Annotated in this window: 22 protein-coding genes; 14 read left to right on the top strand and 8 right to left on the bottom strand. The window is 57.5% G+C overall.

The features are described 5' to 3' along the window. Positions 1-201: 201 nt before the first annotated feature. From ACZ439_RS08460 to ACZ439_RS08445, 4 genes are all read left to right on the top strand, one after another. Positions 202-1,272 carry a galactose ABC transporter substrate-binding protein gene (locus tag ACZ439_RS08460; RefSeq protein ID WP_464620871.1) on the top strand — a complete coding sequence of 357 codons (1,071 nt, stop codon included), beginning with the start codon at positions 202-204 and terminating at the stop codon, positions 1,270-1,272. 132 nt (positions 1,273-1,404) lie between these two features. Then, positions 1,405-2,922: a sugar ABC transporter ATP-binding protein gene (locus tag ACZ439_RS08455; protein ID WP_054799828.1), complete on the top strand. Its 1,518-nt coding sequence runs from the start codon at positions 1,405-1,407 to the stop codon at positions 2,920-2,922. Positions 2,923-2,938: 16 nt separating this feature from the next. Beyond that, on the top strand, positions 2,939-3,949 hold the full coding sequence (gene mglC / locus ACZ439_RS08450) for a galactose/methyl galactoside ABC transporter permease MglC (protein WP_127607912.1): 1,011 nt from the start codon (positions 2,939-2,941) through the stop codon (positions 3,947-3,949). Positions 3,950-4,058: 109 nt separating this feature from the next. Continuing rightward, a complete protein-coding gene (locus ACZ439_RS08445; RefSeq protein ID WP_464620870.1) occupies positions 4,059-5,744 on the top strand; it encodes a methyl-accepting chemotaxis protein in 1,686 nt (561 codons plus the stop codon). A gap of 115 nt (positions 5,745-5,859) precedes the next feature. On the opposite strand, the gene ACZ439_RS08440 is transcribed toward ACZ439_RS08445, so the two are convergent. Next, a complete protein-coding gene (locus tag ACZ439_RS08440; RefSeq protein WP_054797889.1) occupies positions 5,860-6,777 on the bottom strand; it encodes a M15 family metallopeptidase in 918 nt (305 codons plus the stop codon). Between the two features lie 187 nt (positions 6,778-6,964). Between ACZ439_RS08440 and ACZ439_RS08435 the strand changes: the two genes are divergently transcribed. Continuing rightward, positions 6,965-7,675, top strand: coding sequence for a DNA alkylation repair protein (locus ACZ439_RS08435; RefSeq protein ID WP_054797890.1), 711 nt, complete (start codon positions 6,965-6,967; stop codon positions 7,673-7,675). A 14-nt stretch (positions 7,676-7,689) separates the two neighbouring features. Here the strand turns inward: ACZ439_RS08435 and nfsA are convergent, their stop codons facing one another. Then, on the bottom strand, positions 7,690-8,424 hold the full coding sequence (nfsA, locus tag ACZ439_RS08430; protein WP_464620869.1) for an oxygen-insensitive NADPH nitroreductase: 735 nt from the start codon (positions 8,422-8,424) through the stop codon (positions 7,690-7,692). Between the two features lie 224 nt (positions 8,425-8,648). On the opposite strand from nfsA, the gene queF reads away from it, so the two are divergent. Beyond that, positions 8,649-9,143, top strand: a complete 495-nt coding sequence (queF, locus tag ACZ439_RS08425; protein ID WP_054799830.1) for a preQ(1) synthase — start codon at positions 8,649-8,651, stop codon at positions 9,141-9,143. Positions 9,144-9,173: 30 nt separating this feature from the next. Next, positions 9,174-10,184 carry an LLM class flavin-dependent oxidoreductase gene (locus ACZ439_RS08420; RefSeq protein WP_155614472.1) on the top strand — a complete coding sequence of 337 codons (1,011 nt, stop codon included), beginning with the start codon at positions 9,174-9,176 and terminating at the stop codon, positions 10,182-10,184. 287 nt (positions 10,185-10,471) lie between these two features. Here ACZ439_RS08420 and ACZ439_RS08415 read toward each other — a convergent pair whose 3' ends face one another. Then, positions 10,472-11,356: a polysaccharide deacetylase family protein gene (locus ACZ439_RS08415; RefSeq protein WP_127607918.1), complete on the bottom strand. Its 885-nt coding sequence runs from the start codon at positions 11,354-11,356 to the stop codon at positions 10,472-10,474. 197 nt (positions 11,357-11,553) lie between these two features. On the opposite strand from ACZ439_RS08415, the gene ACZ439_RS08410 reads away from it, so the two are divergent. After that, entirely contained in the window at positions 11,554-13,920 is a 2,367-nt protein-coding gene (locus ACZ439_RS08410; protein WP_464620868.1) for an S-layer homology domain-containing protein, read from the top strand. A gap of 78 nt (positions 13,921-13,998) precedes the next feature. Here ACZ439_RS08410 and ACZ439_RS08405 read toward each other — a convergent pair whose 3' ends face one another. Then, positions 13,999-14,469 (bottom strand): ribonuclease H-like YkuK family protein, encoded by a 471-nt coding sequence (locus ACZ439_RS08405; protein WP_054799832.1) that lies wholly within the window; start codon positions 14,467-14,469, stop codon positions 13,999-14,001. Positions 14,470-14,720: 251 nt separating this feature from the next. On the opposite strand from ACZ439_RS08405, the gene ACZ439_RS08400 reads away from it, so the two are divergent. From ACZ439_RS08400 to ACZ439_RS08375, 6 genes are all read left to right on the top strand, one after another. Beyond that, positions 14,721-14,852, top strand: coding sequence for a hypothetical protein (locus ACZ439_RS08400; RefSeq protein ID WP_258313439.1), 132 nt, complete (start codon positions 14,721-14,723; stop codon positions 14,850-14,852). Between the two features lie 246 nt (positions 14,853-15,098). Further along, positions 15,099-15,608 carry a hypothetical protein gene (locus ACZ439_RS08395; protein WP_155614475.1) on the top strand — a complete coding sequence of 170 codons (510 nt, stop codon included), beginning with the start codon at positions 15,099-15,101 and terminating at the stop codon, positions 15,606-15,608. Continuing rightward, complete coding sequence (locus ACZ439_RS08390; protein ID WP_127607922.1) at positions 15,605-16,303, top strand: AIM24 family protein; 699 nt, start codon at positions 15,605-15,607, stop codon at positions 16,301-16,303. The genes ACZ439_RS08395 and ACZ439_RS08390 overlap by 4 nt, the downstream gene beginning before the upstream one ends. Before the next feature lie 126 nt (positions 16,304-16,429). Beyond that, positions 16,430-18,307: an MHYT domain-containing protein gene (locus ACZ439_RS08385; RefSeq protein ID WP_464620867.1), complete on the top strand. Its 1,878-nt coding sequence runs from the start codon at positions 16,430-16,432 to the stop codon at positions 18,305-18,307. A 173-nt stretch (positions 18,308-18,480) separates the two neighbouring features. Further along, the gene (locus ACZ439_RS08380; protein WP_054798055.1) at positions 18,481-19,719 is read left to right on the top strand and encodes an MFS transporter; all 1,239 of its coding nucleotides are present in this window, start codon (positions 18,481-18,483) and stop codon (positions 19,717-19,719) included. Positions 19,720-19,727: 8 nt separating this feature from the next. Next, on the top strand, positions 19,728-20,621 hold the full coding sequence (locus tag ACZ439_RS08375; protein WP_054799834.1) for a metal-dependent hydrolase: 894 nt from the start codon (positions 19,728-19,730) through the stop codon (positions 20,619-20,621). Between the two features lie 91 nt (positions 20,622-20,712). On the opposite strand, the gene ACZ439_RS08370 is transcribed toward ACZ439_RS08375, so the two are convergent. From ACZ439_RS08370 to ACZ439_RS08355, 4 genes are all read right to left on the bottom strand, one after another. Further along, complete coding sequence (locus tag ACZ439_RS08370; RefSeq protein WP_464620866.1) at positions 20,713-22,164, bottom strand: CAP-associated domain-containing protein; 1,452 nt, start codon at positions 22,162-22,164, stop codon at positions 20,713-20,715. Positions 22,165-22,332: 168 nt separating this feature from the next. Next, the gene (locus ACZ439_RS08365) at positions 22,333-22,467 is read right to left on the bottom strand and encodes a hypothetical protein (RefSeq protein WP_258313521.1); all 135 of its coding nucleotides are present in this window, start codon (positions 22,465-22,467) and stop codon (positions 22,333-22,335) included. Between the two features lie 116 nt (positions 22,468-22,583). Next, positions 22,584-23,201 carry an MFS transporter gene (locus ACZ439_RS08360; protein WP_464620865.1) on the bottom strand — a complete coding sequence of 206 codons (618 nt, stop codon included), beginning with the start codon at positions 23,199-23,201 and terminating at the stop codon, positions 22,584-22,586. Continuing rightward, entirely contained in the window at positions 23,170-24,630 is a 1,461-nt protein-coding gene (locus ACZ439_RS08355) for an FAD-binding oxidoreductase (RefSeq protein WP_054798056.1), read from the bottom strand. Before ACZ439_RS08355 ends, ACZ439_RS08360 begins: the two co-directional genes overlap by 32 nt. Positions 24,631-24,644: the final 14 nt, after the last annotated feature.

Below are 24,644 nucleotides of genomic sequence, written 5' to 3'. Positions count from 1 at the left end.
ACTGGGGAGACTGGTCTGTGACGTTGTCTTTTTTATCTCCCTATGGCCCGTGCACGTGTCATCCCCCGAGACCAACATATGAGAATTTCGATAGAACACATGAGAATATTGCATGGGAATAACGAAGAAAATCGCAGATAATAATCATGCAAGCGTTACATTTCCATTCCAAACATAAAACAAAACGGAGGTCTTTAAGCGATGAACAAAAAAGTGGTATCCATGGTAGTCGCAGCTGCTCTGGCGGCAACGGTTGCAGGCTGCGGCTCTTCGGGCAAAACCGGGACGAACACAGGCGCTGCGCCGGCGGCTAGCTCTAGCTCCGGCGGAGCGGCGGCAGCTCAGCCGACGATCGGCGTCGCGATCTACAAATTTGACGATACGTTCATGACCGGCGTTCGGAACGCCATTTCCGCAGCAGCCGAAGGCAAAGCGAAGGTCGACATCGTAGACAGCCAAAACTCGCAGCCGACGCAAAACGATAAAGTCGACCTGTTCATCACGAAAAAAGTAAACGGTCTGGCGATCAACGCCGTTGACCGTACGGCAGCGGGCGTCATTATCGACAAAGCGAAAGGCGCGAACATTCCGGTCGTCTTCTTCAACCGCGAGCCGCTGGCCGACGATATGAAGAAATGGGATAAAGTCTATTATGTCGGCGCGAAAGCGGAGCAGTCCGGTACGATGTCCGGCCAATTGGTCGTAGACTACTTCAAATCCCATCCGGAAGCGGATAAAAACAAAGACGGCGCGCTTCAATACGTCATGCTGAAAGGCGAGCCGGGTCACCAGGACGCCGAGCTGCGCACGAAGTTCTCCGTGAAAGCGGTCGAAGACGCCGGCATCAAGGTCGAGAAGCTCGCGGAAGACACGGCGATGTGGGATCGTGTAAAAGGTCAGGAGAAAATGGCCGCGTTCCTCGCGTCCCATGGCGATAAAATTGAAGCGGTCTTCGCGAACAACGACGACATGGCGCTCGGCGCGATCGAAGCATTGAAGGCGAAAGGGTACTTCAAAGACAACAAATACATTCCGGTTGTCGGCGTAGACGCGACGGCTCCTGCGCTGAAAGCGCTTGAAGACGGCACGATGCTCGGAACCGTATTGAACGACGCGAAAAACCAGGGTAAAGCGACGCTCAATCTGGCGCAAGTGTTAGCTTCCGGCCAAACGCCATCCAAAGACAACATCGGTTATGAGCTCACAGACGGCAAATACGTATGGGTTCCTTATAAAAAAATTACAAAAGAAAACATGAACGACGCGAAATAAGACAGCGTAGAAATCGGGGCAGGGGCAAGGGAGAATGCATGCTTAAGCCCTTGCCCTTTTCCATGTTATTTCCCTCATAAGCCTCTGAATGTCAGAGGGCGAGGCGTTTCAGGCGCAAGGAGGCGTTAATCAATGACGGAAACCCGTTATTTGCTTGAGATGAATCAAATTACGAAAGAATTTCCCGGCGTGAAGGCGCTGGACGGGGTCACCCTCAAGGTGCGCCCGGGTACGGTTCACGCGCTGATGGGGGAGAACGGCGCGGGTAAATCGACGCTGATGAAATGTTTATTCGGCATCTATAAGCCGGACGGCGGCGACATCATCCTGGAAGGCCGTCAAGTGAGCATTAACCATTCGAAGGATGCGCTGAGTATGGGAGTCTCCATGATTCATCAAGAGCTGCATCCCGTTCCGTTCCGCAATGTGATGGAAAACATCTGGCTCGGCCGGTTTCCGGTGAAAGGCTTCGGGCCGTTCAAAATAGTCGATCATAAGAAAATGTATGAAGATACCGTCAAGCTTTTTCAAGACCTGGACATGGATATCGATCCGTACACGATCGTTCGCGAGCTGTCCGTGTCGAAAATCCAATCGCTCGAAATCGCCAAGGCCGTTTCCTTCCGATCCAAAGTCATTGTCATGGATGAGCCGACATCTTCCCTGACCGGCAACGAGGTCGAGCAATTATTTAAGATCATTCATCAATTGCGCAGTCGCGGCGTCTCCATTATTTATATCTCTCACAAAATGGAGGAGATTTTGCGGATTTCCGACGATGTCACGATCATGCGCGACGGCAGGCTGATCGGCACTTGGGAGGCCAAAGAGCTGACGACCGACCTGATCATTCAGCGAATGGTCGGACGCGATCTCAGTCAACGCTTCCCGGAACGGCATAATACGCCGGGCGACGTGCTGATGAAGGTAGACGGGCTGACGAGCCCGCACCCCAAATCGTTCCGCGACGTATCGTTCGAGCTGCGCAAAGGCGAGGTGCTCGGTGTCGGCGGATTGGTGGGCGCCCAGCGGACGGAGCTGATCGAAGCGTTGTTCGGTCTGCGCACGGTCGCTTCGGGCGAGATCCACATCCACGGGAAGAAAGTGAAGATCAAGACGCCGATCGACGCGAAGAAGCACAAGATCGCGCTGCTCACGGAAGAACGCCGGGTGACCGGGATTTTTCCGGTGCTGAACATTAAAGAGAACACGATCATCGCCAACCTGGACCGCTATTTGAATCCGTTGAAGCTGGTCAATGATCATAAGGCCCGGATCGATACGGATCAAAATATCGGGAAGCTGCGGGTCAAAACCCCGAATTACAAGACGCTGATCAAAAATTTATCGGGCGGCAATCAGCAAAAGGTGCTGCTTGCACGTTGGCTGCTTACCGAACCTGAAATTTTGATGCTGGACGAACCGACTCGCGGCATCGACGTCGGTGCGAAGTTCGAAATTTACTCGATCATTGCCGATCTGGCCAAGCAGGGCAAAAGTATCATCATGATTTCTTCGGAGATGCCCGAACTGCTCGGGATGTCGGACCGGATCATGGTCATGTCTGACGGACGTCTGTCCGGCATTATAGACGGTGCTAAAGCGACCGAAGAAGAAATTATGCGCCTGGCTGCCAAGCACCTGGGTTAACGGAGGGAATAGGAACATGGATACAAAAAAACTAACCGGGTTCGTCACCCAAAACGCCATTTACATCGTGTTGATCCTGTTGGTGGTCGGGATTGCCTTTAAAGATCCGCGCTTTTTGTCCGTCGATATTCTCCGGGATATTTTGCTGCAAAACTCGACGCGGGCCATTATCGCTCTAGGGGCCGCCTTCATCCTGATTACGGGCGGCACCGACTTGTCCTCCGGACGCGTCGTCGGTTTATCGGCGGTGTTGTCGGCCTCGATGCTGCAGATCAGCGATTACCCGAGACGCTTCTTCCCCGACCTGCCTGAGCTGTGGGTAGGGCTTCCGATTGTGTTCGGCATTCTCGCAGGCTTGATCGTCGGGCTTATCAACGGCTGGGTGGTGGCGAAGCTCAATGTGCCGCCGTTCATTGCCACCTTAGGCACGATGGTCATCGTATACGGCGTCAACTCGATTTACTTCGATATGAAACCGAACGAATCGCAGCCGATTGCAGGGTTGCGCAAAGATTTTACGGACATCGGATCCGGGTTTGTCGGGCCTAACGGGCCGTACTCCATTCCTTACATTGTCATTATCGCGGTCATCGTGTCGCTTATCGTGTGGGTTATTTTCAATAAAACACGGCTGGGCAAAAACATGTACGCCATCGGCGGCAACGTGCAGGCGGCGACCGTATCCGGGATTAACGTTGCACGCAACCTGATCTACATCTACGCGATCGCAGGTGCGCTGTACGGCCTCGGCGGGGTTCTCGAAGCGGCGCGAACCGGCGGCGCGACGAACAACTACGGGAACATGTATGAGCTTGACGCCATTGCGGCATGCGTTGTCGGAGGCGTATCGACGGCTGGCGGGATCGGTACGGTGCCGGGCGTGCTGGCCGGCGTGCTGATCTTCGGGGTCATCAACTACGGCTTGACCTTCGTCGGAGTGAGTCCTTACTGGCAATTGATTATTAAAGGCTTAATCATCGTCGCGGCGGTCGCTTTCGACATCCGCAAATACTTGGCTAAGAAATAATGATGGACAGAGGCTGCCAGCGAGAAACTGGCAGCTTTTTTAACAATAGCGGTTGGCGGTGAGGGTGTGCCGGCATATCCGACATGACCGTAAAGGGGGCGCTGTCAGCATGACATTGAGACAAAAAGTGGTTGGTGTTTTTATCGTCATTTCGTTGCTCGTTACTTTGAACAGCTTGTTTTCATTCTTATTCTTAAAGCAGATGCAAGGCTCCTACAAGTCCTTGATCGACAGGGGACTAGCCGTTCTTGAGCAGGTCGGGGGCATCCGCGAACAGACGGAACGGCAAAACTCGCTGCTGTTCGGCCTGTTGGTCGATCCGTCGAAGGAGAAAGAACAGGTTCTTGCAACCGTGAATGCGAAGTTGTCGGAATCGATCGCGCAGCTCGAGCAGCTGTCGGAAACCGATGAAGAGCGGAGCGAGGTGCGGAAGCTGGCCGAAGCGAACGCCACGTTCGCCCGTTTGACGCAGAAAATTACGGATTACCTCAACCGGGGTGAGCCGGGGCTTGCGAGGACGGAAGCGTTAATGTGGTCGATCCCGTTGTCGGAAACGTTGACCCAATCCTCGACACGCATTCAACAGATCGAGCAGCAGCTGATGACGGGGAAGCAAGCGGCGAACGAGCAGTTGGTTGCGAAGACGATCCGCTCGCTGATGGGGGTAAGCGCCGCTGCGTTGGCGTTCGCTATAGCGGCCGGATTTCTGCTCTCGCGCTTTATCGTCAAGCCGCTTCGCGCTATGGCGCAGGCGGCCGCAGCTATCGCGTCCCGCGATTTGACGGTTTCCGATATCCAAGTGACAAGCCGCGACGAGATAGGCAAGCTGGCGTCGGCCTTTAATAGAATGAAAGCGGAGCTGCGGACCATGGTCATGGAGCTGACCGAGCATGCGGAAGAGGTGGCGGGTGCTGCTGAGCGGCTGAGCGGCAGCTCGGAGCAGGTCAGCCATTCGCTTGAGCGGATCACGGAGATCGTCGGGGATATCGCAACCGGCACGTCGGAGCAGATGCAATCCGTCAACGAAAGTGTCTCTTTGATGGAAACGATGTCGCGTTCCGTCGATCACATCGCCGGTGCGACAACAACGGCGGATGCTAAATCGTCGGCCGCCCTTACAACCGCGGCCGGGGGCAGACAAGCCATCGCCACCGTAAGCGGGCAAATGGACTCGATCCGCAGCACGATGACCGTCATGGCCGAAGGCGTCTCGCAGTTAGGCAGCCGGACGATGGAGATCATGAAGGTGAACGAAGCGATCGCCGCCATCGCGAAGCAAACGAACATGCTGGCGCTGAACGCATCGATCGAATCGGCGCGAGCCGGCGAAGCGGGCAAAGGCTTCGCGGTCGTCGCGGAAGAAGTGCGTAAGCTGGCCGTTCAGACGTCCGCCGCAGCCGGCAAGGTTGTGGAGATGATAGCAGGCATTTCGCAAGAGAAGGACCGGGTTATCGCCTCGACGCAAACGGGGTTGCGCGAGGTGGAAACCGGTATGGACGTCGTGCGGCACGCAGGCGACGCGTTTCACCGCATCCAGCAGTCCGTCGAAGAAGCGGCGCTCTGCATCGGCGAAGCGGGCGATCAGTCCGGGCACGTCGTGCGGCAATCGCACAGCGTCGTAGACAAGGTGCGGCAGGTACAGACGATTGCCGAAAGGGCCGTAGCCCATACGCAGGATGTCTCAGCGAGCGTAGAGGAGCAGTACGCCTCGATGGAGGAGGTGGTTTCATCGGCCGAGGTGCTGCATACGATGTCCGGCCGGTTGTCCGCCCTGATCGGCCAATTCCGGGTGTAATCTCGAGAGTCAGGCTGCAGGCGCAATCGGATGTCTCCAAGCAAGCGTCCTGTTCAGCGCCCCGAGCCCGCGCTTGCAAGCACGGGCTATACAGCACCGGGCCTCGCAGCAAGCGTTACTTTGCCTTGTTCACCGGGACGCCCTTGGCTGTGTACTCCTCCAGCGTCAGCCCTTGCTTCACGATATCCTTGGCGAGATCCACGCCGACATAACGCAAATGCCACGGCTCGTACTGGTAGCCGGTAATGGCTTCCTTGCCTTTCGGGTAGCGGATGATGAAGCCGTATTCGTGGGCATGCTCCGCCAGCCATTTGGCTTCTTGGGTCGCGCCGAAGCAGTCTTGGGCCGGACATTTGCCGTTGCTGCCGGCAACGTCGATGGCCAGCCCCGTTTCGTGCTCGCTGTGGCCGGGCTTGGCGCTGTACTTGTTCGCCTTTTCTTCCCCTTCCTGCTTCACGTAGTTGTTGTAGAGGGCCGTTTGCGTTTCGTGCGAACGGTAGGCGGATACACCGGCCAGCGGTAGTCCGGCATCCTTAGCGGCCTGGAACAGTTTCTCCAGGGCAGCGGCCGCTTCCTTGCGCATTTTGCGTTTCTCCAGCTTTTCCTTGAACGTAAAAGGCACGTTCGGATCGACCAGATCCTGCGGCTTGTAGTCTTCCGGCAGCTTGGAGGTTTTGTTGACGAGCACAGCGATCTCCGCAGGCTTAGCGACCACTTGAACGGCCTCGCCCTTGGAAGCGCCGGGTGCAGTCGAGCTGCCGCTTGCCCCTTTGGGGTCCGGCTTTGTGTTCGTACTGTCTGTCCCTGGCGCCGGTGCTGCCGGCTGAGCGGGCTTCGTCCCGGCGTCGCCGCCCGATGCTTGCGGATTCGTGCCGTTCGCGCCGGAATTCGGCGCTTCCGAAGCAGGGGGCGTTGTCGGAACGGCGGTTTGTCCCGCCGCGTTCCGGGAAGACGCATCGCCGCAGCCGGAAGCGATAACCAGCAGGCAGGCGAGTGCGCCCACCGTATACCAGGTGGGTCGAGCATTTCGCATGATGATAATTCCTTCTTTCGCAAGTGATGATATCTGTTAGACGGAACCGGTTCTCCAAAGGTTCCGGTCCTTGTGCCCGAATCCTTCTATTGTACCGCTCAGCGTCCGGCGATTCAACGGATCGATCCGCGTCTCTTGCCGAAGTCGCCGAGGTGGCGTACATTTAGACTAAAAAGGGTTGAAGAACATGACGACGAAAGAGAAGTCGGCGGAGCTGGAGCCCCGGATTTATACGGATAAGCTGGAGGCTTGGTTAAGGCCGTATGCCGATGAGGAAAAGGCGGGACCGATGCGGGCCTATATGCGGGATCAGTTCGCTTTTCTGGGCATTCGGTCGCCGGAGCTAAAGCAGCTGATGCGCGAATTTATCAAGGAGCATGGAATTCCCGTCGGGGACCGGCTGCAGGAAACATTGCGCATGCTGTGGCGTCTGCCGGAGCGGGAGTTCCAGTACGCGGCCCTGGTGCTGCTGGACAAGCGGGAGCGGACCTTGTCCGCGGAGCACCTCGCGCTGCTTGAAGAGCTGATTGTAACGAAGCCGTGGTGGGATACGGTCGATCTGTTGGCCGGCCATGCGGTAGGCGCCATCCCGAGCAGACGTCCCGATCTGATCGAGACCTATGCGGACAGGTGGATAAACTCCGATTCGATGTGGCTGCAGCGCACGGCGCTTCTGTTTCAGCTCCGGTACAAGTCCGGTACGGACGCGGAGTTGTTATTCCGGTTAATCCGGCAGTGCGCCGATTCGAAGGAGTTTTTCATCCGCAAGGCGATCGGCTGGGCGCTGCGCGAGTATTCCAAAACAGACGAGACTGCGGTGCGCCGCTTCGTGGCCGTGACGGCGCTCTCTCCGCTCAGCGCCCGGGAGGCGCTGAAGTACATGGACCGCAAACGCTGAATCGTACGGAACCGTTAATCGAGCCGAAACCCTTGTCCCTCCAAAAACGGCCGAATGTGTGCCCGCACCGGCTTCCGGTACTTGTCCGCAATGCCGCGCGACCAGTTCGTTAACGACCGGCCTTGCGTACGTACTTTGTAATATTCGTGCATCGTGCGGTCGTAAGCCTCTATGCCGCTGCGGACGGCTTCGTCGCTATAGGCGTTCTCGTGCAGCAGGCCTGCAAGCGGCAGCCGGGGGCGAATCGTCGGCTCCTGATCGGGGACGCCGATGCACAGCCCGAAGATCGGATAGACCAGCTGCGGCAGCTCGAGCAGCCGGCTGACTTCATCGGGCGCGTTGCGGATGCCGCCGATGTAACAGACGCCGAGGCCGAGCGATTCGGCGGCTACGGCGGCATTTTGCGCGGCGAGCGCGGCGTCGACGGTGGCGACGATGAAGCTTTCGGCGTTCTGATGGAACGGCTCGCCGTGCTGCGCTGTGGCGATCTGCAGCCGGTTCAGGTCGGCGCAGAAGACCAGGAACATGCCGTTATGCGCCACGTACGTTTGATTGCCGGCGAGGCGGGCGAGCGTTTGTTTTTTATCCGGATCGGACACCGCGACGATGCTGTATGCTTGCACGTTGCTGGATGACGACGCCATCTGGGCCGAGGTCACGATCGCCTCGAGCTGTTCCTTTCGCAGTGGAATGTCTTTGAATTTGCGGATGGAACGGTGGCTTTGCAGCAGCTGAATGACGGCATTCATGGAACGTGTACCTCCAGGTTTATTTTGTCATATGCTTCCATATTATCGAAATCGTTATTCCGCCGTCAAACCGGCAGCTCGCGAGCCCGGGCACAGACGCGGCAGGGTGCCGTTTTTCCCGCAGGAGAAGGCGGGGGAGGCGGCGCTCCGGCGTGTTTTTTCATAGACAATGCGATATAATGGGACTCGTACCCAGCGTGCGATTGCGAAAGGAGAACTTACTTATGGCAGGCAGGAAAGAAGACGAACTGGACTTGACGCTGCTCGGCAACGAGAAAACGAAATACCCGATGGAGTATGCGCCGCAAATGCTCGAGTCCTTCGATAATAAACATCCTTACCGGGACTATTTTGTGAAGTTTAACTGTCCGGAGTTCACCAGTCTGTGCCCGATTACGGGCCAGCCGGATTTCGCGACGATCTATATTAGCTATATCCCCGATATTCGGATGGTTGAGAGCAAGTCGCTGAAGCTGTACTTGTTCAGCTTCCGCAACCATGGCGATTTCCACGAAGACTGCATGAACATTATCATGAACGATCTGATCAAGCTGATGGACCCGAAATACATCGAAGTATGGGGCAAATTTACGCCGCGCGGGGGCATTTCAATCGATCCGTACTGCAATTATGGCCGCCCCGGCACCAAATACGAGCAGATGGCCGAGCATCGGCTGCTGAACCACGACTTGTATCCGGAAAAAGTCGACAACCGCTAAAGGTTGGCGCTGCGAGAGGAGACGGCTGCGATGTTGAAGCTGGGCATATTGGATCAATCGCCGGTGTTCCCCGGCTATCAGGCGGGCGACGCGATTCGGCATACCGTCGAATTGGCGAAACAGACTGAGCGCTGGGGCTACTCGCGCTTCTGGGTGTCGGAGCATCACGACACGTCGCGACTGGCCGGCTCATCGCCGGAGGTGCTGCTCGCGGCGCTCGGCGCGCACACGTCGCGCATCCGCATCGGCTCGGCCGGCGTGCTGCTGCCGCACTACAGCCCGTTCAAGGTCGCGGAAAATTTCCGCGTCCTTGAAGCGCTGTATCCCGGCCGCGTCGATCTCGGCATCGGCCGGGCCCCCGGCGGGATGCCGATCGCTTCGCAGGCGCTGCGCTATGGGCGGCCGAAGGAGCGGGATGAGCTGTTCGGCGAGACGCTGCGCGACTTGGCCGGATTTTTAAGCGACCGGCTGGAGCCCGGCCACCGGTTCGAGGGCGTGCGCGCGGCTCCGCTGGTGGAGACGGCGCCCGACATTTGGCTGCTCGGCTCGAGCGGCTTCAGCGCGGAACGCGCGGCCGAGCTTGGGGCGGCGTTCTCGTTCGCCCATTTCATTAACGGCGACGGCGGCCATGAGGCGATGCGGCGTTATTTCGCCGATTATCGGCCGGGGCCGCTCGGCCGCGCTCCCCGCGCGAATGTATGCGTGATGGTCATCTGCGCCGATACCGAAGAGGAAGCGGAGCGGATCGCCGTGCCGCTCGATCTGTCGATCCTGCTGCGCGAGCAGGGCCAATTTCAGCGGCCGTTCCCGACCTACGAGGAGGCCGTCGCCTACCCGTACACGGAGTGGGACCGGCTGCGCATCCAAGTGAACCGAAACCGGATGATCGTCGGCGATCCCAAGCAGGCGAAAGCGCGTATGCTTGCGTTCAGCGAGGAGTACGGGGTGAACGAGCTCATCGTCGTCACCGTCACGGCCGATCCGCAAGCCCGGCTGCGCTCCTACGAGCTGCTCGCGGAGGCGTTCGCGCTGCGCGGTTGAGCGCGCCGGGTACGGTGACGTCTAGCCGGGCGCAGCAGTGCGGCGCATGCCGCCGCTGCGAAACCCGGTGCATGCAGCTCGCATCGCTGGCTTTCGCCGGAATTGGCGGAACGCCGGTATCTGCATTTGGCTGGAATCAGGCAGCCAAATCGAAATAGCGGAACAGAGGTATCTTATTCGCGCCAAAACGGGCCTTGAGCCCTGACTTTTGGAACAATAAGGTATCACCGTTCCGCTATTTTTGTTAAGTACGGCTCATTCCGTGGGAATAGCGAACGTTAGTTCCGCTATTGTACAGGGACGGATCGAGCCCCTGCCGGTTTATGGACGCGTTCGACCCGCAATTGAATTTGCTTATCCAGATGCTCCGGCTTGATGCTCGGGTTGCCCGCATTGATGCGCGGGATTTCCATGGGATTGGAGCTGCGCGTCGCCATCTCGCTGACGATCGTGAACGCGTACCGGAATCCGGCGTCCCGTATAAGCGACTTGGCCGTATCCGAGAAAATGCCGAACGGATAGGCATACGCCTTGGCTGCGTCCGGGCTGCCGTACAGCTCTTGCAGCCGCTGCGCGCATGCCTGGCTGTCCTGGCTTACCCTCTCGATATACTGCGCTTCGTTCTCCGGACCGCCGCCTGTTTCGAGCCGGCCGGTCAACGCTCCTTCACGTCCTGCTTTATAATGCAGCGCGTTAGAGTGACACTGTACGTCGAACATCCCGGCCCGGTAGCCGAGCAGCTCGCGGATATTTTCCCGGCTCAGCGCCGGAATCGAGGGGGCGTCGGGAGCAGCCAAATCCTGCGTGACGATAAAATTAACCGCGGGGATATCGAGTTCTTTTAGAATCGGAAACGCATAGTCATAGAAGCTTCTGTACCCGTCGTCGAACGTAACGAGCACCGCCTTCTCGGGCACGGGGGCCCCTTCGTAAAATCGGATGAATTCGGAGAGCGAGATGAAGGTGTAGCCTTGTTTTTTTAAATACGACAGCTGGTCGCGAAACAGAGCGCTGCTGACGGTGCTTGAGCTTTGGTCCGTGTCGTGTACGTGGTGGTACATCAGTACGGCGACTTGATCGCGGTACGTCTGCTTCGGATTCGTTCCCCACAGCTCAAGCAGGCTGATCAGTATTACAGCGACCAGAAGGCCGGTCAACAACTTTCGCGTCATGGTCTAATCTCCTTCAAGGCCCGGTAGGGTCTATATACAGTTATAGCGATTAGCCCGGGAAATTTCAAGCAAGCGTGAGCCCTGCGCCCGCTGAACGTATTTTTTTATGCATCGGCGCGTCGCTTCGGCAACTTTTTCCATGGTGAGGGCGTCAATAAAGTGGATTGATAAGCCTTCATAAGGAGAGGAAGATTCGCTTGAAACTGATCAAAAAAGCCAGCTCGATCGCCGTCGCCTCCGCACTCCTTCTTACCTATGCTCCGCTTGCCTGGGCGGACGAAGCGGCATCTCCGTCAAGCAGCGTCGGCGCACCGGCGAAAGGCAAGGAAGAGACGCTGCCAAGCAACGTGAACATTACGAAAGAACGGGCCATCGAATTGGCCAAATCGTACATCGACCTTCCCGAAGGGTATGCGCTGCAATCGGTTAACCTGAATGCTTACGCGGTGTTCCGGCAGAAACCGGTTCCGACTTGGAATCTGTACTACGCCAAGAGATCGAAAGATCACGATTACGGCAGCATCAACATCACGATCAACGGGTTAACCGGCAAACTGACAGGGTACTCTTTCTATAACAACGATCCGAATTACAAACCGAGTTACCCGCCGAAAGTGAACTTCCAAGTTGCGAAGGAAATCGCGTCCCAATGGATCGATAAGCTGAACCCGGCAGACCGGAAGGAGCTTCGTTACAACGACCGCCAAGAACAATCGTTCCGCCCGCCGTTGAACGGCGATTATCAGTACAATATCCGCTTCGATCGTCTCGTCGGGGACGTACCTTTTCCGCAGGATGGCATTCAAGTGTCCGTGAACGGAGAAGGCCAGGTAACCGGTTACAGCTATTCGTGGACCGATGCCGTGAAGTTCGAGCAGGGCGTAACGCCGATTGGCTTGGAGAAGGCGGCTCAAGCGTTCCGCGACAAAGCGGATGTGAGCCTCTCGTATCAAGTGCCGTACGAATCCCGCGGTGAGAAGAAGCCGCTGATCTCGTATGGGATGAGTACGTTTTTCTTGGCTGCGGCGAAGGGCGAACCGTGGATCCCCAGCGATTTGCCGCTGATCTCCTCTGGAGAACGGAAACCGTTGACGGACCAGCCGCTTGGGGATGCGCCGTCTGCAAGCCTCAATTTGTCCAAGGAAGAAGCGGCAGGGAAAGTCTTGAGCGTCTTCAAGCTGCCGCAGGATACGAAGCTGGAGGATGCTTCTTATAATGAGTATACGAACCCGGAAACGGGCAAAACCGAAGCCAATTGGAACTTGCGCTGGAACCTGGCCCCGGACAAAGATACGCTGGGCAAGGGCGAGAATATGGTCTGGGCGAGCGTGAACAGCCATACCGGCGAAATCAGGAACTTTAACCGGAACCTGTACATGGAGTCGTCCAAACCGATCGAACCGAAAGTATCGGCGGAGGACGCTTCGTCCAAAGCGGTGGAGCTGGTGAAGCAGCAGCTGCCTGCTTATACCCATCAGCTCGTGCTGGATGCGGGCGTCTTGAAGCAAATTCCCGAAGAACGGCTGAAGAACATGCGTACTTGGGACGTGCGCTTTAACCGCGTCATTGACGGCGTCGCTGCCGGCGGAGAGGGTGTGAACATCAGCATCGACCGGGAAACGGGCGATATCGTCAACTACTATTTCTCGTTCAGCGAATGGCCTTATCCGCAGCACAAGCCGGATGTGATCGCCCTCGATAAGGCAAAGGAGCTGCTGTTCTCGCAATACGATATCGAACTGTCGTACGTGCTTGATCAAGGGATTACTCCTTATCTGTCGAGCGGCCTGGCGGATAAATACAAGCTGATGGTAGCCTCCGGCGAGATTTCGCCGGGTACGCAGCCAGGCTCGGGTACGGACATAGCGCCGGAAGCAAAGCTGGTGTACGGCCTGGTGCCGAAGTATACAAGGGAGCCGTTCTTCCTGGATGCGCAAACCGGCCAATGGCGCAGCGCTACGACGGGCGAGCCGATTACGCTGGAGAAAGCGGTCGCTACGGATATCGAGGGCCACTGGGCGCAGCGAGAGCTTCAATTGATGCTCGATTATCAAGCGCTCGACGTCAAAGACGGCAAAGTGAACCCGCAGCAGGCGATGACCCGCGGGGAAATGATCAAAATGCTCGTCATTGCCATGAACGGCGGCAATTACGGCATTTATTACGCGAGCGACCGGACGGCCTCCTTCGCCGATGTGAAGAACGGCTCGACCTACTTCGCGTACGTCGAGAATGCCGTAGACCGCGGACTCCTCGACCCGGGAGCCGAGTTCAACCCGAACGCGATCATGACGCGGGAAGAAATGGCGCAGCTGATCGTTCGCGCGCTCGGCTACAAAAACTTGGCCGAATACGAGGCGGTATTTAACGCCAATATCGCGGATGCAGCCAAGCTGAAGCATATCGGTCAAGTCGCCATCGTCGTCGGCTTGAACATCATGTCGCTGACGGACGGCAGCTTTAGTCCGGACGAAGAAGTCACGCGGGCGGCAGCGGCAACGGCATTTTTCCGTTACTTGCAGAAGCGGGCGGAGCTGCAGCAGCCCCCGCGCTATTACTACTAAAAAATGACCAAAAGCACTGCCTCCGGGCAGTGCTTTATTCGTAGAAGCTGGAGCGAAGTACAATGTAGCGGGCTTAAGCTATTCGGCGAACCGGTCGGCCACGGAGCTTGCGCCAAAAGACAACGGTTTAATGCGCGCCTCATAGCCGACCGATGTGACCCAACCGCAAATTTCTTGAATCAGCGCTTTCGTCTCGCCCTGCTGTCCGATATCGATATGGATTTCGAGCGGCCATTGCGACAGCAATTGGTCTATGCCTTTGCGGCTCAGGACGTCGACGAGCTCCAGGCTTAGCTCGGTCTCCTTGTAGATGCGTGTGCGGAGGTCGTTTAAGGGACGGCTGTTTTTCCGGCTGTAAAAGAAACGGGCCCCTCTGCCGATTCGGTGAATGATCACAGCGGTAATGAGCGTCGTATACTTGCGGGTCGTGTGCGAATCGGTACCGATGACGATTTTATACTGCGCATCGGGGTCGGCCTGCACGAAGGCATGCAGATCCAAGATCATGTCTTCCAGCGTGACGGAACCTTTGGTAGGGCTAACGAACATAAGCGGCTCAACTCCCTCCAAATTTGAAATGGACCTCTCTCTATATTTTACGCCAAATGAAGCAAAATAGTTTAAAGTTCCGCGGCTTCAGCCGCCTAATTATCGTTCAATCCGCATGAAACAAGAATAGGCGGGTCAACCTGGTACAGAGATTTCTAAAAATTCTGAAAAATAGATGCAAGTGCAGCGCTTTCATCATATAATAGAAGTAATCTGCCGGCATTGGCCGCAGCAAAAGGAGGCATGGAGTCATGGAAGGAAGATTGTCCGTCGGGTTGATGTTCGGAGTGATGCTCAGCGTTCCCCTTTGGCTGTCCATGATCGGATGGATGCGGTTGGTTGAATCGGCTGTCGGGTATTTGTCCCGGCTGCACGTGCTTTAATTTTACTATCGCTTTACTTGTTAACGCTTACAATATAATTTCCGGTGAAGATTACATGCGGCTGCGGATATGGAAGGACTGTGTTTCGGGAAGGCTTGGTGCCTGCTCGAAATGACAGTCCTTCTTTTTGTTTTATCCCTCTCCTAAACCTGTCAGGTTCCCTCGTGTTCCTTTTTGCGCGGCATGCTTGTACAATAAAACTTATCGGATAACCTAGCGTATGGCTTGTCAAAAGGAGGCTGACCCATGCCAGGGACTACGAATAAACGACGCACGCCCGGGAAGAAAATGCGCGTGTTGTCCATAACGCTGGCAGGGTTGCTGCTGCTGTTCGCCCTGCCGTGGCACACTGCCCATGCCGGAATAGTAGAACGGATTAAAGATATATACGGGATGCCCGAGCAAGTCGGGCAGCTCCAGGAGCAGTATGAAGAGACGAAACGGCAGCTCGAGCAAAGCCGGGAACAAATGGAGGAGACGGTGGCCCGATCTGAGGAAGCCGCCCGGCAATTCCGGGAGGCGGAAGCGAGGCTGCTGGAGGAGAACCGTGAGCTCCGCAGCCGCAACGATCGGCTCGAGCAGCTGCTCGAGCAAATGGAGGCCGCAAGACGGGCCCAATCGGTCCGAAATCGGCAAATTGCCGCTACCGCGCTGACTGCTGCCGGATTGGCGCTGCTTTATTTCATCATCACCCGGGTCATCCGCTTTACTTTATGGCGGCGGGGACGGGGCGGCGCGCAAGGGGGATCCGAATGAACATTCACGTGGACGGAACGGGGACGGAAGGACAAGCGGCGACGGTGGAGCTGTTCCACGGGGATACCGCGCATGTGCTGCACCCTTCCCGGATCATCGCTTATCAAGGCTCTCCGCAGGGGCGAGAGGACCGGATTTTAAATTTGTCCGGCATGTACCGCAAGAAAAAATGGGTCGAATCGCGCATCGCCGGACCCGCCCGGTTCGTGCTCGGTGTACCGATGGGATTTCGTTTAAAGCCGTTGGAGCTGCCCGAGCAGAGCGACCTGCTGTTCGATATCCGCCATGTGCTGTTATATAGCGGCGGGATGAAGCTCGAAAGCCGCTTTCAGAAGGTCAAGCAAGCGCTTGTTACGCAGGACTGGGCGCGGATGAAATTTTCCGGGGGCGGACTGCTCGGGCTGCTGTCGGCCGGACCGCTCTGCGATTTGACGCTCGACCCGCACCGGCCCGTATATGTCGATGTCGGCTGCCTCGTCGCGTTCCCGGAGAAGGCGGCGATGCGGCTGCGTGTGTACGGCAATCCGCTCGCCAGCCAGCGGATGAATTATCAGTGGGAGATGACCGGGTACGGGAAGGTGCTGCTTCAGCCGACGCCGCGGGATAAAGCGTTCGCCGCCGGGATGCGGCAGGATTCGCTGCTTCGCCGTGTATTAAGAGAGGCGTTGCCCTTCGGCGGCATCTTCATTAAATGACATTTTATGTATATGTTAATAGCTTTTATAGGTTTACGTGGGAAAAGAAGGAATTTATAATCATACGTTAGAATTACTATATAGAGAGGACTTTATGTCATACAGCCTACTTAATTGAGGTGAAGTATGGAATACCTGCACGGAACTTACAGTTTACCTCTTGTGCTGCTCTCTGTATCGATTGCTTTCTTTTCTTCTTATTGTGCGCTGTATTTAAACGAACGCTTACTCACGATGAAAGGCAGATCCAGGGCGGTTGGGATGGGGCTCGGTGCGGTGGCCGCGGGGCTCGGCATCTGGTCGATGCATTTCGTCGGCATGCTGGCGTACCGTCTGCCCGTTGAAGTTCACTATGATACGACGTACTTGATCTTGTCGATGCTGCTGCCGGTCGCGGGGGTGTGGGCGGCGCTGTGGGTCATGACGCGAAGCGCCGTTTCCAGTTTGCAATCGCTGGCCGGCGGGCTGTTTACGGGGCTGGCTATCGCCGGGATGCACTATACGGGCATGGCGGCGCTTCGGCTGCCCGCGGTGCTGTCTTACGAACCGTACCTGGTTGCGTTGTCCTTCCTCCTTGCGTTTGCGCTGTCGTTCGCCGCAATTCGGCTTTCGCTCCTGCATCGGCGAAAGCGCAGCCCATCCTCGCCTTGGAGGAAAGCCGGGGCAGCCGTCGTGTTCGGAACGGCGATCGTGGGCGTGCATAACCTCGGTATGCTGGCAGCTCAATTCAAAGCGCAGGGCCAAGTCGATGTCGTTCATCGCGCCGTTCGTATTGATGAGATGCTGCTCGCCTCATGGCTCGGCGCCGCCGCGCTGCTGATCGTCGCGATCGTTGCCGTCAGCCAGCATATGGACGCGCGCTTCGCGCTCCGGGTTGCCCACTTGAACAAGCAAAGATACGATTCGATCTTCGAGCACAATCCCGACATGGTCTGTATGTTCGACCTGAACGGTCGGCTGCTGCGTACGAATCCGGCGGCGGAGCGGGTCACGGGTTACGAATCCGGCGCCTACCTGGGCAGGCCGTTCACCCAATTTTTAAGCCGCCGCGACAGCCTAAAGATTCGTTCCTGCTTCGCAAGAGCGCTGCAGGGAACGCCGCAAACCGTCGAATGTACAATCCGCCATCGTTCCGGGCAAGAGATTATTCTGAGCACGACGATTGTGCCGATGATTGCGGACGGGAAGATCGCTGACATTTATACGATTTCCAAAGACATTACCGAGCAGAAACGTACGGAGAAGCAGCTGCTGCAAGCCAAGCTGGAGGCGGAACGGGTGGCGCGGATCAAGAGCGAGTTTTTGGCCGTCATGAGCCACGAGATTCGCAACCCGCTCAACGGCGTGATCGGCATGAGCGAACTGCTGCAGGAAACGGCGCTCTCCGCTGAGCAGCGGGAATATGTGAAGATCATCGCCAAGAGCGGCATGGGGCTGCTCACCGTCATCCAGAACATTCTCGATTTCACCAAGATGGAATCCGGCAAAATGACATTGAATCAAGACCCCTTTAGCCTGCAGGTTACGCTAGAGGAGACGCTGCAGCTGTTCCTGCGGCAATGCCAGCAGCAGGAGCTGGATGTACGTTGGCAGCTGGATCAGGCGCTCCCCGCTTTGGTGGTCGGCGATGAAGGGCGGCTGAAGCAGGTGCTGCTCAACCTGATCGGCAATGCCGTTAAATTTACCGAAAAAGGCGGGATCGACATTCACATTCGCCAAAAAAAACGCGAGGGGGATCGGTTACAGCTTGAATTCACGGTTCGGGATACCGGCATCGGAATCGCCGAAACGAATTTGCCGCATTTGTTCCAGCCCTTCTATCAGACGGAAAATACGGCGAGGAAGCATGGGGGGACCGGGCTTGGCCTGGCGATATCAAGGCGGCTCATTGAATTGATGGGCGGGACCATCGCCGTGGAGTCGAAGATAGGCGAAGGGACGAAGGTCATATTCACCATCCAGGCGCGCGTTTATGAAGATCGGACTGCAGTTGTCCCCTTATAAAGCCAGGCGCTTTCGCTCGCGGCTTGCAAGCTTCGGATTTCGATCCGGAGCTTGTTTCCGGTTGCAAGGAAATATCCGAATTTCCTGAAAACGTAAGAAACCTTTTGGCCGTGGTCGTCGTATTATAGTTGGTTGGGCACATTATAGCTAGTAAGGTTTGGAGGATGAAACAGATGGCTGCCAAAGCGGCGGGGATGGACGGGTTGTTTCGCAACCGGTTCGTGCAGGTGATTTTGTTGTCCGGTTTGCTGTTGCAGATCGGGATTTGGGTACGGAACTTCGCTATTCTTTTGTTTGTGGTCGATCAAACGAACGGGGATTCGTTGGCCGTTTCTTTAATTTCGGTGGCGGAGTTTGCGCCTATTTTTATTTTCTCCTTCATCGGCGGGACATTTGCGGATCGCTGGAAGCCGAAGCGGACGATGATTTGGTGCGATATCTTAAGCGCGCTTTCGATCTTCGTCGTTCTGTTGACGATGTCGGTTGGCTCGTGGAAAGCGGTTTTCTTCGCCACGCTCGTCTCCGCGATTCTGTCGCAGTTTTCTCAGCCCTCCGGTATGCGTCTGTTTAAGCTGCATGTCCCGGAGGACAAAATTCAAGCGGGGATGTCGCTGTATCAGACGATGTTTGCGCTGTTTATGATTTTGGGGCCGATTCTCGGCACATTCGTTTATCAGGAGTACGGCATTCGAGTGGCGATCGGCATTATGGGCATTGCGTTCCTGCTTTCTGCGGCGGTTTTGTTATTTCTGCCGAAAGATCCGGAGACGGAGCTTGACAGCGGCCTGAAGACGTCGCTGTGGGATGAGATGGGTGCGGGCTTTCGCTACGTGCTGTCCCGTAAGCTGCTCACGACGCTCGGCGCCTGTTTTGTGACGGCTGGTCTGGCGCTCGGCCTGATTCAGCCGCTCGGCGTATTTCTTATCACCGAGCAGCTCGGCTTGGATAAAGAGAACCTGAAGTGGCTGATGACGGCCAACGGGGTAGCGATGATTGTCGGCGGAGCCATCGCCATGGGCATGTCGAAGAAAATGTCGCCCCAATGGATGCTCGCCGTCGGTATGGCCGTCAGCGCGATAAGCCTGGCGATTACCGGCTTCTCCACGATGTTCTGGTTGACCCTTGCCGCCCAGTTTCTCGGAGGACTGGTGCTGCCGGCGATTCAGATCGGAATTAATACGGTCATTCTGCAAAATACCGATTCGGCTTTCGTCGGTCGGGTGAACGGCATTCTCAGCCCGATGTTCATGGGCGCTATGGTCGTGACGATGAGCATGTCCGGCGTCCTGAAAGAGGTTTTCTCGCTGATCGCTATGTACGAAGCGGCGGCCGTCTTGTTTGCGGCCGGCATTCTGGTGCTGACGCCGATTCTGAAGCAGCCTGCTTCAGCGGCTGTAGGGCAGAAGGTGTAGCCTGAGCGATGGATACGATCACACATACGTTATTCGGGTTAACGTTGTACGGCGCCGTTAACAAAACGGGGATGACGCGCAAAGAGAAGCAGGCGCTGCTGTTTACGACCGTAGCCGGGTCCCAGATTCCCGATATCGACGTCATCTCCTCGTGGTGGGACACGGCGGGCCGTTATCAGATGTGGCACCGGGGCTTGACGCATTCCGTCTTTCTCGTTCCGGTGTGGGCGGCTGTGCTGGCCGTGCTGGGCCGATGGATCTGGAAAACGCGCGGCTGGTTTTGGCTGCTGATCGGCGCCCTGGCTGTGTTCATCCACGATACGAGCGATTTGTTCAATGCTTGGGGCACCGGCTATTTGGAGCCGTTCTCGGCGGAACGCGTTACGTTCGGCACGATTCCGATCGTGGATCTGACGTTTTGGGCGCTGATGCTCGGCGGCTGGCTGGTGGTTCGTTACCGGCGCCGGCGGCGACAAGGAGCCGCCGGCCCCGCACACCGTGTGTACCGCTTCGTCTGGCTGCTGATGGTGCTGCATGTGGCTGTGCAGTCGGCGCAGGGGTACATGCTGTACCAGCAAGCGTCTGAGCGTTACGAACAGGTGGCGCTGTCGGCCGATTTTATTCCCGGCGTCTTCACCGTCATCGGGAAGTCGGGGGCGACCGTCGATTTGGCCCGCGGCACATGGTGGACAGGCGTGACGACGCAAACGCAGCTTCATTCGCAAGAAACGGCCGATCTGACACAGCTTTTCGAGACGAATCCGAAGGCCAAGACGCTGCAGGAGTGGTCGCCCTTCGTCGTCGTTGTGGACGACGAGAAGCGGCTCGGCGTGTACGATCCGCGCTTCTATCGGAACGGACAGTCGTTTCTGTTCGAATTTATGGAGAAGAGCGGGCTATAAGTAACACAATGCGATGTCAACATAAGGCGGCCCGTCGCCGCCCCCAAAAAAGCGCCCTCCTTTGGAGCGGCGCTTTTTGGGCGTGACCGGATTACGGCGTGAAGAAATTTTGCGTATAGTAAATGTTCATCGGACCGCCGAACGCGACGCCGACGCCCAGCCTCTTGATATCGCTGAGCAAGTTTTTGCGGTGGCCCTCGGAGTTCATCCAGCCGTGGTGGGCGAAGATGGCGCTCGTCTGACCGGCGGCGATATTCTCGGCGGCGGCACGGTAGGCGATGCCGTCGTTCTCCATCCGATCGAACGGGCTCAATCCGCTGCGGTTCGTATGATCGAAGTAGCCGCGGTCGGCCATATCCTGGCTGTGCTTGCGGGCGGTGGCGGAGGCGGCGTCCGACCAGACGAACGCGTCATACCCGAGCTTGGCCCGAGCCGCATTGGCCAGATCGAACGATTGACGCTCGAACGCCTGCACGAGCGCAGCGCTCTTCCCGGCGTAGAAGGCGGCCATAGCCTGCTCGGTCGCCTGGCCGATCACCTGCACGCCGGTCACGATGTCGTTGCGGTGGACGTCATAGAAGAACGTGACGTAAGCGCCGTCGATGTCGTAGGTATCGTATTCGCCCTTGGCGTTATTCAGCATGAAGCGCGTGTTGCCTTTCAAAATATAGGTGAGCGGGCTGCCGTATTGCTTGTGCACCGTACTTTGGGCAGCGCCGTCTTGAATGCCCAGATCGGTGTGCCAGTTATCGGAAGGGGAGTACAAGGCGACGACCTTCCCACCGGCGATACCAACCTGAATGTAATTGCTGTAGTCCTGGTTATACACATACCAGGTGAAGCCGTACTCCGAAGCGTCTTGGCGGGCGGGCTGCCCAAGCTTTGCCGTCACTTGCCCCGCCGTATCGCCAATCGCGATTCCGCGCACGGATACGGATGCCTCGCGCGCTTTATCCTTTACGGCGGATGCCTGCGCCGCCTTCAGCTCCGTTACTTTCGATCTCAGGTTCATGATGAACTGGACGGCTTCGGCACGGGATAACGGTTCCGCCGCGCGGTAGCCTTCGACGGTAGCCGCTGTCTTGCCTTGCGAGAGGCCGGCGTCGAGCAAATATTGGACGGACGCGTTCAAGTCGAGCGTCCCCTGCTGGGTAGAAGCGATCAAGCGGGCGACATACCCGCGGTTATACCGGTTGCGGTCGGGATTATTCAATAAGGACCAGTGCCGGCTGGCGGCAAAGACATAGTAAGGCTCGTACCAGGCTTGCCCGATTTCGGCCGATCCGATCGGGGAAGGATAGGCGCGCAGCAGCATCGCGAGAAATTCCGGCTCGGACACGATGTTATCGGGACGGAATGTGCCGTCTTCGTAGCCGTCGACGATCCCTTGACCGGCGGCCCATTCGATCGCCAGCGCCCCCCAATGACGGTTCGTATCTTTAAATCCTTGAGCGGCCGAAACGGTTGCCAGGGAAGCTGCGGGAACGGTGAAGGCCAGCGTCATCAATGCGACCAGCCCCATTTTTATGCATCGTAGTATCAAGGCGGTTGCTCCTTTTTTGCCAGACATTGCATGCCTGTCTTATCCTTTAACTATAGTAGCCGTGCGGCGGTATGTCCATGTTAATCGCATCCAGAAAGGCTGCCCGGCAGCAAAAAAACCGTCCCGAAGGGACGGTTTTGCGGCGCGTAAGGCGGAAAAAAAGAAGGTTTATTTACGTCTCGGCTCGCAGGCGTTCGCATCGCGGGATACGGTATCCTCCGCCAGCTTGTCGCCGAATTGGTCCAAGCGGCTCGGGCTGCTCGCCGGGCCATTGTTTTTCGGTTTGCTGTTTCTTCCGGACATGGTTGATCACCTCCGAGGTTAGCGTGTGCCTGCGGACTTCACTTTATACCGGATAGACCGGCATCTATTCGGTTCAAGTCGGCATCGGCAGCGGACCCGCGTGCGCCTGCGGAGGGCTAACGAGGCTCACGCATTCGAAGCAGCAGCAGGCCGCTGACGAACATCCACAGCGAGCCGATGTAGAAGATAAGATCGATCGTGAACAGATCGATCAGGAAGCCGCCCGCGATCACCGCAAGCCCCGAGAACAGGCCGACATAGCCGTGGTACCGGCCGATCGTCCGGCCCCGGCTTCCGCCGCCTTCTTGCTGGCCCGCGCGGTCGGTCAGGTCGGCGATAAGCGCCTTTTCCCCGGTTTTCTGCATGGCGCCGAACAGGCCCATCAGCACCTGCAGCACGTACACCTGGCCAATCCACGTCACCAAGGGAAACAGCAGGATCAGCGCGGCCATCCCCCAGCCGCTCCACAGCAGCAGCGCCTTTCGCCCGTACCGGTCGGACCAGGCGCCGAGCCGGGTGTGCAGCAGGGAGGAGCAGATCGTGAACAGGCCATAGGCCAGCGCATATTCCGTAAAGCCGGCGCCGATCTCTTTAATGAAGATCAAGTAAAACGGGAAGACGAGGCCGCTCCCGAACAACGCCGCGCTTTGCGAAGCGATGAGCAGCCGCATCGGAGTCGGTGCAGCCGCCTGCGCGTTCCCATTATCGTTTCGATTCGCTTCCACTCGGATCACCCGCATACCTTTCGTAAAATAAATTCATAAACAGCCCATTCGGGTCATATTTCCGCTTAACGGCGAGGAACGAATCCGCCTCCGGATACGCCCGCCTCATTTGCTCGGGGGTCGGATACAGCTGGTACGTCAAATAATACGTGCCGCCCTGCGCGAGCGCAGCCTCGACCAGCCGCTTGGTGGCGGCTTCGGCCTGGGCGACGCCGGCCGCCGACAGCTTCTGGTTGATCAGCAGCACGACGGCGAATCCTTCCTGCGCCGCATACGATAGGGCCGCCTCCTCGCTGCGCGGCATGTACCTGACAGTCGCATTCAGCAGATTGACCCGGTTCTCGCGGACGATGCGCCGCACATCATCGATGAAAGCCGGGAAGCGCGCGCTAGGGATGAAATATTCCTGCAAAATGTCCGAGTCGCGCGAAGACGCATGCTCCAGAAACTCCACCTCCGGACGCATGGCATTGTTGCGCGACAGCAGCCCGCCTTCCTCGCTCCGGGTGTAGTACGCCTTCTGCACCGCCCAGCTGAACCGCTTGCCCCAGTCCCACTTGCGCGACAAGCCGAACAAGAACTTGTTGCGCTCGACGTTCCGCTCCTCGGACAGCTGGAGCAGCTCCGGCGTACGCTGCGCTTCCGTCCGGCTGTAAGTGGTCACATACATCTCCTCGAGCAGGCTGTCCGGCGAGACGGACAGCCTTGCAATCGCAAGCTCCTTCTCCGGCTTAGCCAGCACTTCACGGACGAACCAGCCCGGGAAGGACCGGTAATCGGTGAAGTCGGTGCGGACGCGGTAAATCGGGTTGTCGGTGACCCGCAGGTCGACGTCCAGGATGACGCCGAACAGACCGAAGCCGCCGATCGCGTGGCGGAACAGCTCGGCGTTCTCGCTGCGGCTGACGTTCCGGATCGCGCCGTCCGCGGTCAACAGGCGGAAGCTGTCCACGGTCTCGATGACCGGCCCGAACCGGACGTCGCGGCCGTGCACGTTAGAGCTGAGCGAACCGCCGACGGTAAAGATGTTGGACGACTGCATGACGCGGACGGACAAGTCGTACGGGTTCAAGTAGTTTTGTACGTCCGCCCACGTAGCGCCGCTCTGGACGCGTACGAGTCCGCGCTCGCGGTCGAGGCCGAGGATGCGGTTATACCCGCGCATGTCGAGGACAACCGCATGATCGTAGAACGTATGGCCGCCCTGACTGTGCCGGGCTCCCGCTATCGACACGGGCAGCCCGAGCCCGGCAGCCTCGCGGACAGCTTGCTGCAGGCTTGCCGTATCTCCTGCCGGCAGGATGCGCTGCACCTGGCGGGACTGCAGGCGGCTGACGTCCGTCATCAGCCGTTCGGGCTCGCGATTCCAGCTGACGTAAGCGGAGGCAGCGAATAGCAGCACATAAGCGGCGATAAACCCAACGTATCGTGTTTTCATAAATATAAGTTTAC

Source organism: Paenibacillus sp. JCM 9796 (genome assembly GCF_055379675.1).
The sequence above is the reverse complement of the archived record's forward strand: the minus strand, read 5'-3'. Positions and strand labels throughout refer to the sequence as shown.

Excerpts from the sequence above, each read along its gene's own strand:
- ACZ439_RS08460 (WP_464620871.1), top strand. The coding sequence starts at position 202 with ATGAACAAAAAAGTGGTATCCATGGTAGTCGCAGCTGCTCTGGCGGCA.
- ACZ439_RS08455 (WP_054799828.1), top strand. The coding sequence starts at position 1,405 with ATGACGGAAACCCGTTATTTGCTTGAGATGAATCAAATTACGAAAGAA.
- mglC (WP_127607912.1), top strand. The coding sequence starts at position 2,939 with ATGGATACAAAAAAACTAACCGGGTTCGTCACCCAAAACGCCATTTAC.
- ACZ439_RS08445 (WP_464620870.1), top strand. The coding sequence starts at position 4,059 with ATGACATTGAGACAAAAAGTGGTTGGTGTTTTTATCGTCATTTCGTTG.
- ACZ439_RS08440 (WP_054797889.1), bottom strand. The coding sequence starts at position 6,777 with ATGCGAAATGCTCGACCCACCTGGTATACGGTGGGCGCACTCGCCTGC.
- ACZ439_RS08435 (WP_054797890.1), top strand. The coding sequence starts at position 6,965 with ATGACGACGAAAGAGAAGTCGGCGGAGCTGGAGCCCCGGATTTATACG.
- nfsA (WP_464620869.1), bottom strand. The coding sequence starts at position 8,424 with ATGAATGCCGTCATTCAGCTGCTGCAAAGCCACCGTTCCATCCGCAAA.
- queF (WP_054799830.1), top strand. The coding sequence starts at position 8,649 with ATGGCAGGCAGGAAAGAAGACGAACTGGACTTGACGCTGCTCGGCAAC.
- ACZ439_RS08420 (WP_155614472.1), top strand. The coding sequence starts at position 9,174 with ATGTTGAAGCTGGGCATATTGGATCAATCGCCGGTGTTCCCCGGCTAT.
- ACZ439_RS08415 (WP_127607918.1), bottom strand. The coding sequence starts at position 11,356 with ATGACGCGAAAGTTGTTGACCGGCCTTCTGGTCGCTGTAATACTGATC.
- ACZ439_RS08405 (WP_054799832.1), bottom strand. The coding sequence starts at position 14,469 with ATGTTCGTTAGCCCTACCAAAGGTTCCGTCACGCTGGAAGACATGATC.
- ACZ439_RS08400 (WP_258313439.1), top strand. The coding sequence starts at position 14,721 with ATGGAAGGAAGATTGTCCGTCGGGTTGATGTTCGGAGTGATGCTCAGC.
- ACZ439_RS08395 (WP_155614475.1), top strand. The coding sequence starts at position 15,099 with ATGCCAGGGACTACGAATAAACGACGCACGCCCGGGAAGAAAATGCGC.
- ACZ439_RS08390 (WP_127607922.1), top strand. The coding sequence starts at position 15,605 with ATGAACATTCACGTGGACGGAACGGGGACGGAAGGACAAGCGGCGACG.
- ACZ439_RS08385 (WP_464620867.1), top strand. The coding sequence starts at position 16,430 with ATGGAATACCTGCACGGAACTTACAGTTTACCTCTTGTGCTGCTCTCT.
- ACZ439_RS08380 (WP_054798055.1), top strand. The coding sequence starts at position 18,481 with ATGGCTGCCAAAGCGGCGGGGATGGACGGGTTGTTTCGCAACCGGTTC.
- ACZ439_RS08375 (WP_054799834.1), top strand. The coding sequence starts at position 19,728 with ATGGATACGATCACACATACGTTATTCGGGTTAACGTTGTACGGCGCC.
- ACZ439_RS08365 (WP_258313521.1), bottom strand. The coding sequence starts at position 22,467 with ATGTCCGGAAGAAACAGCAAACCGAAAAACAATGGCCCGGCGAGCAGC.
- ACZ439_RS08355 (WP_054798056.1), bottom strand. The coding sequence starts at position 24,630 with ATGAAAACACGATACGTTGGGTTTATCGCCGCTTATGTGCTGCTATTC.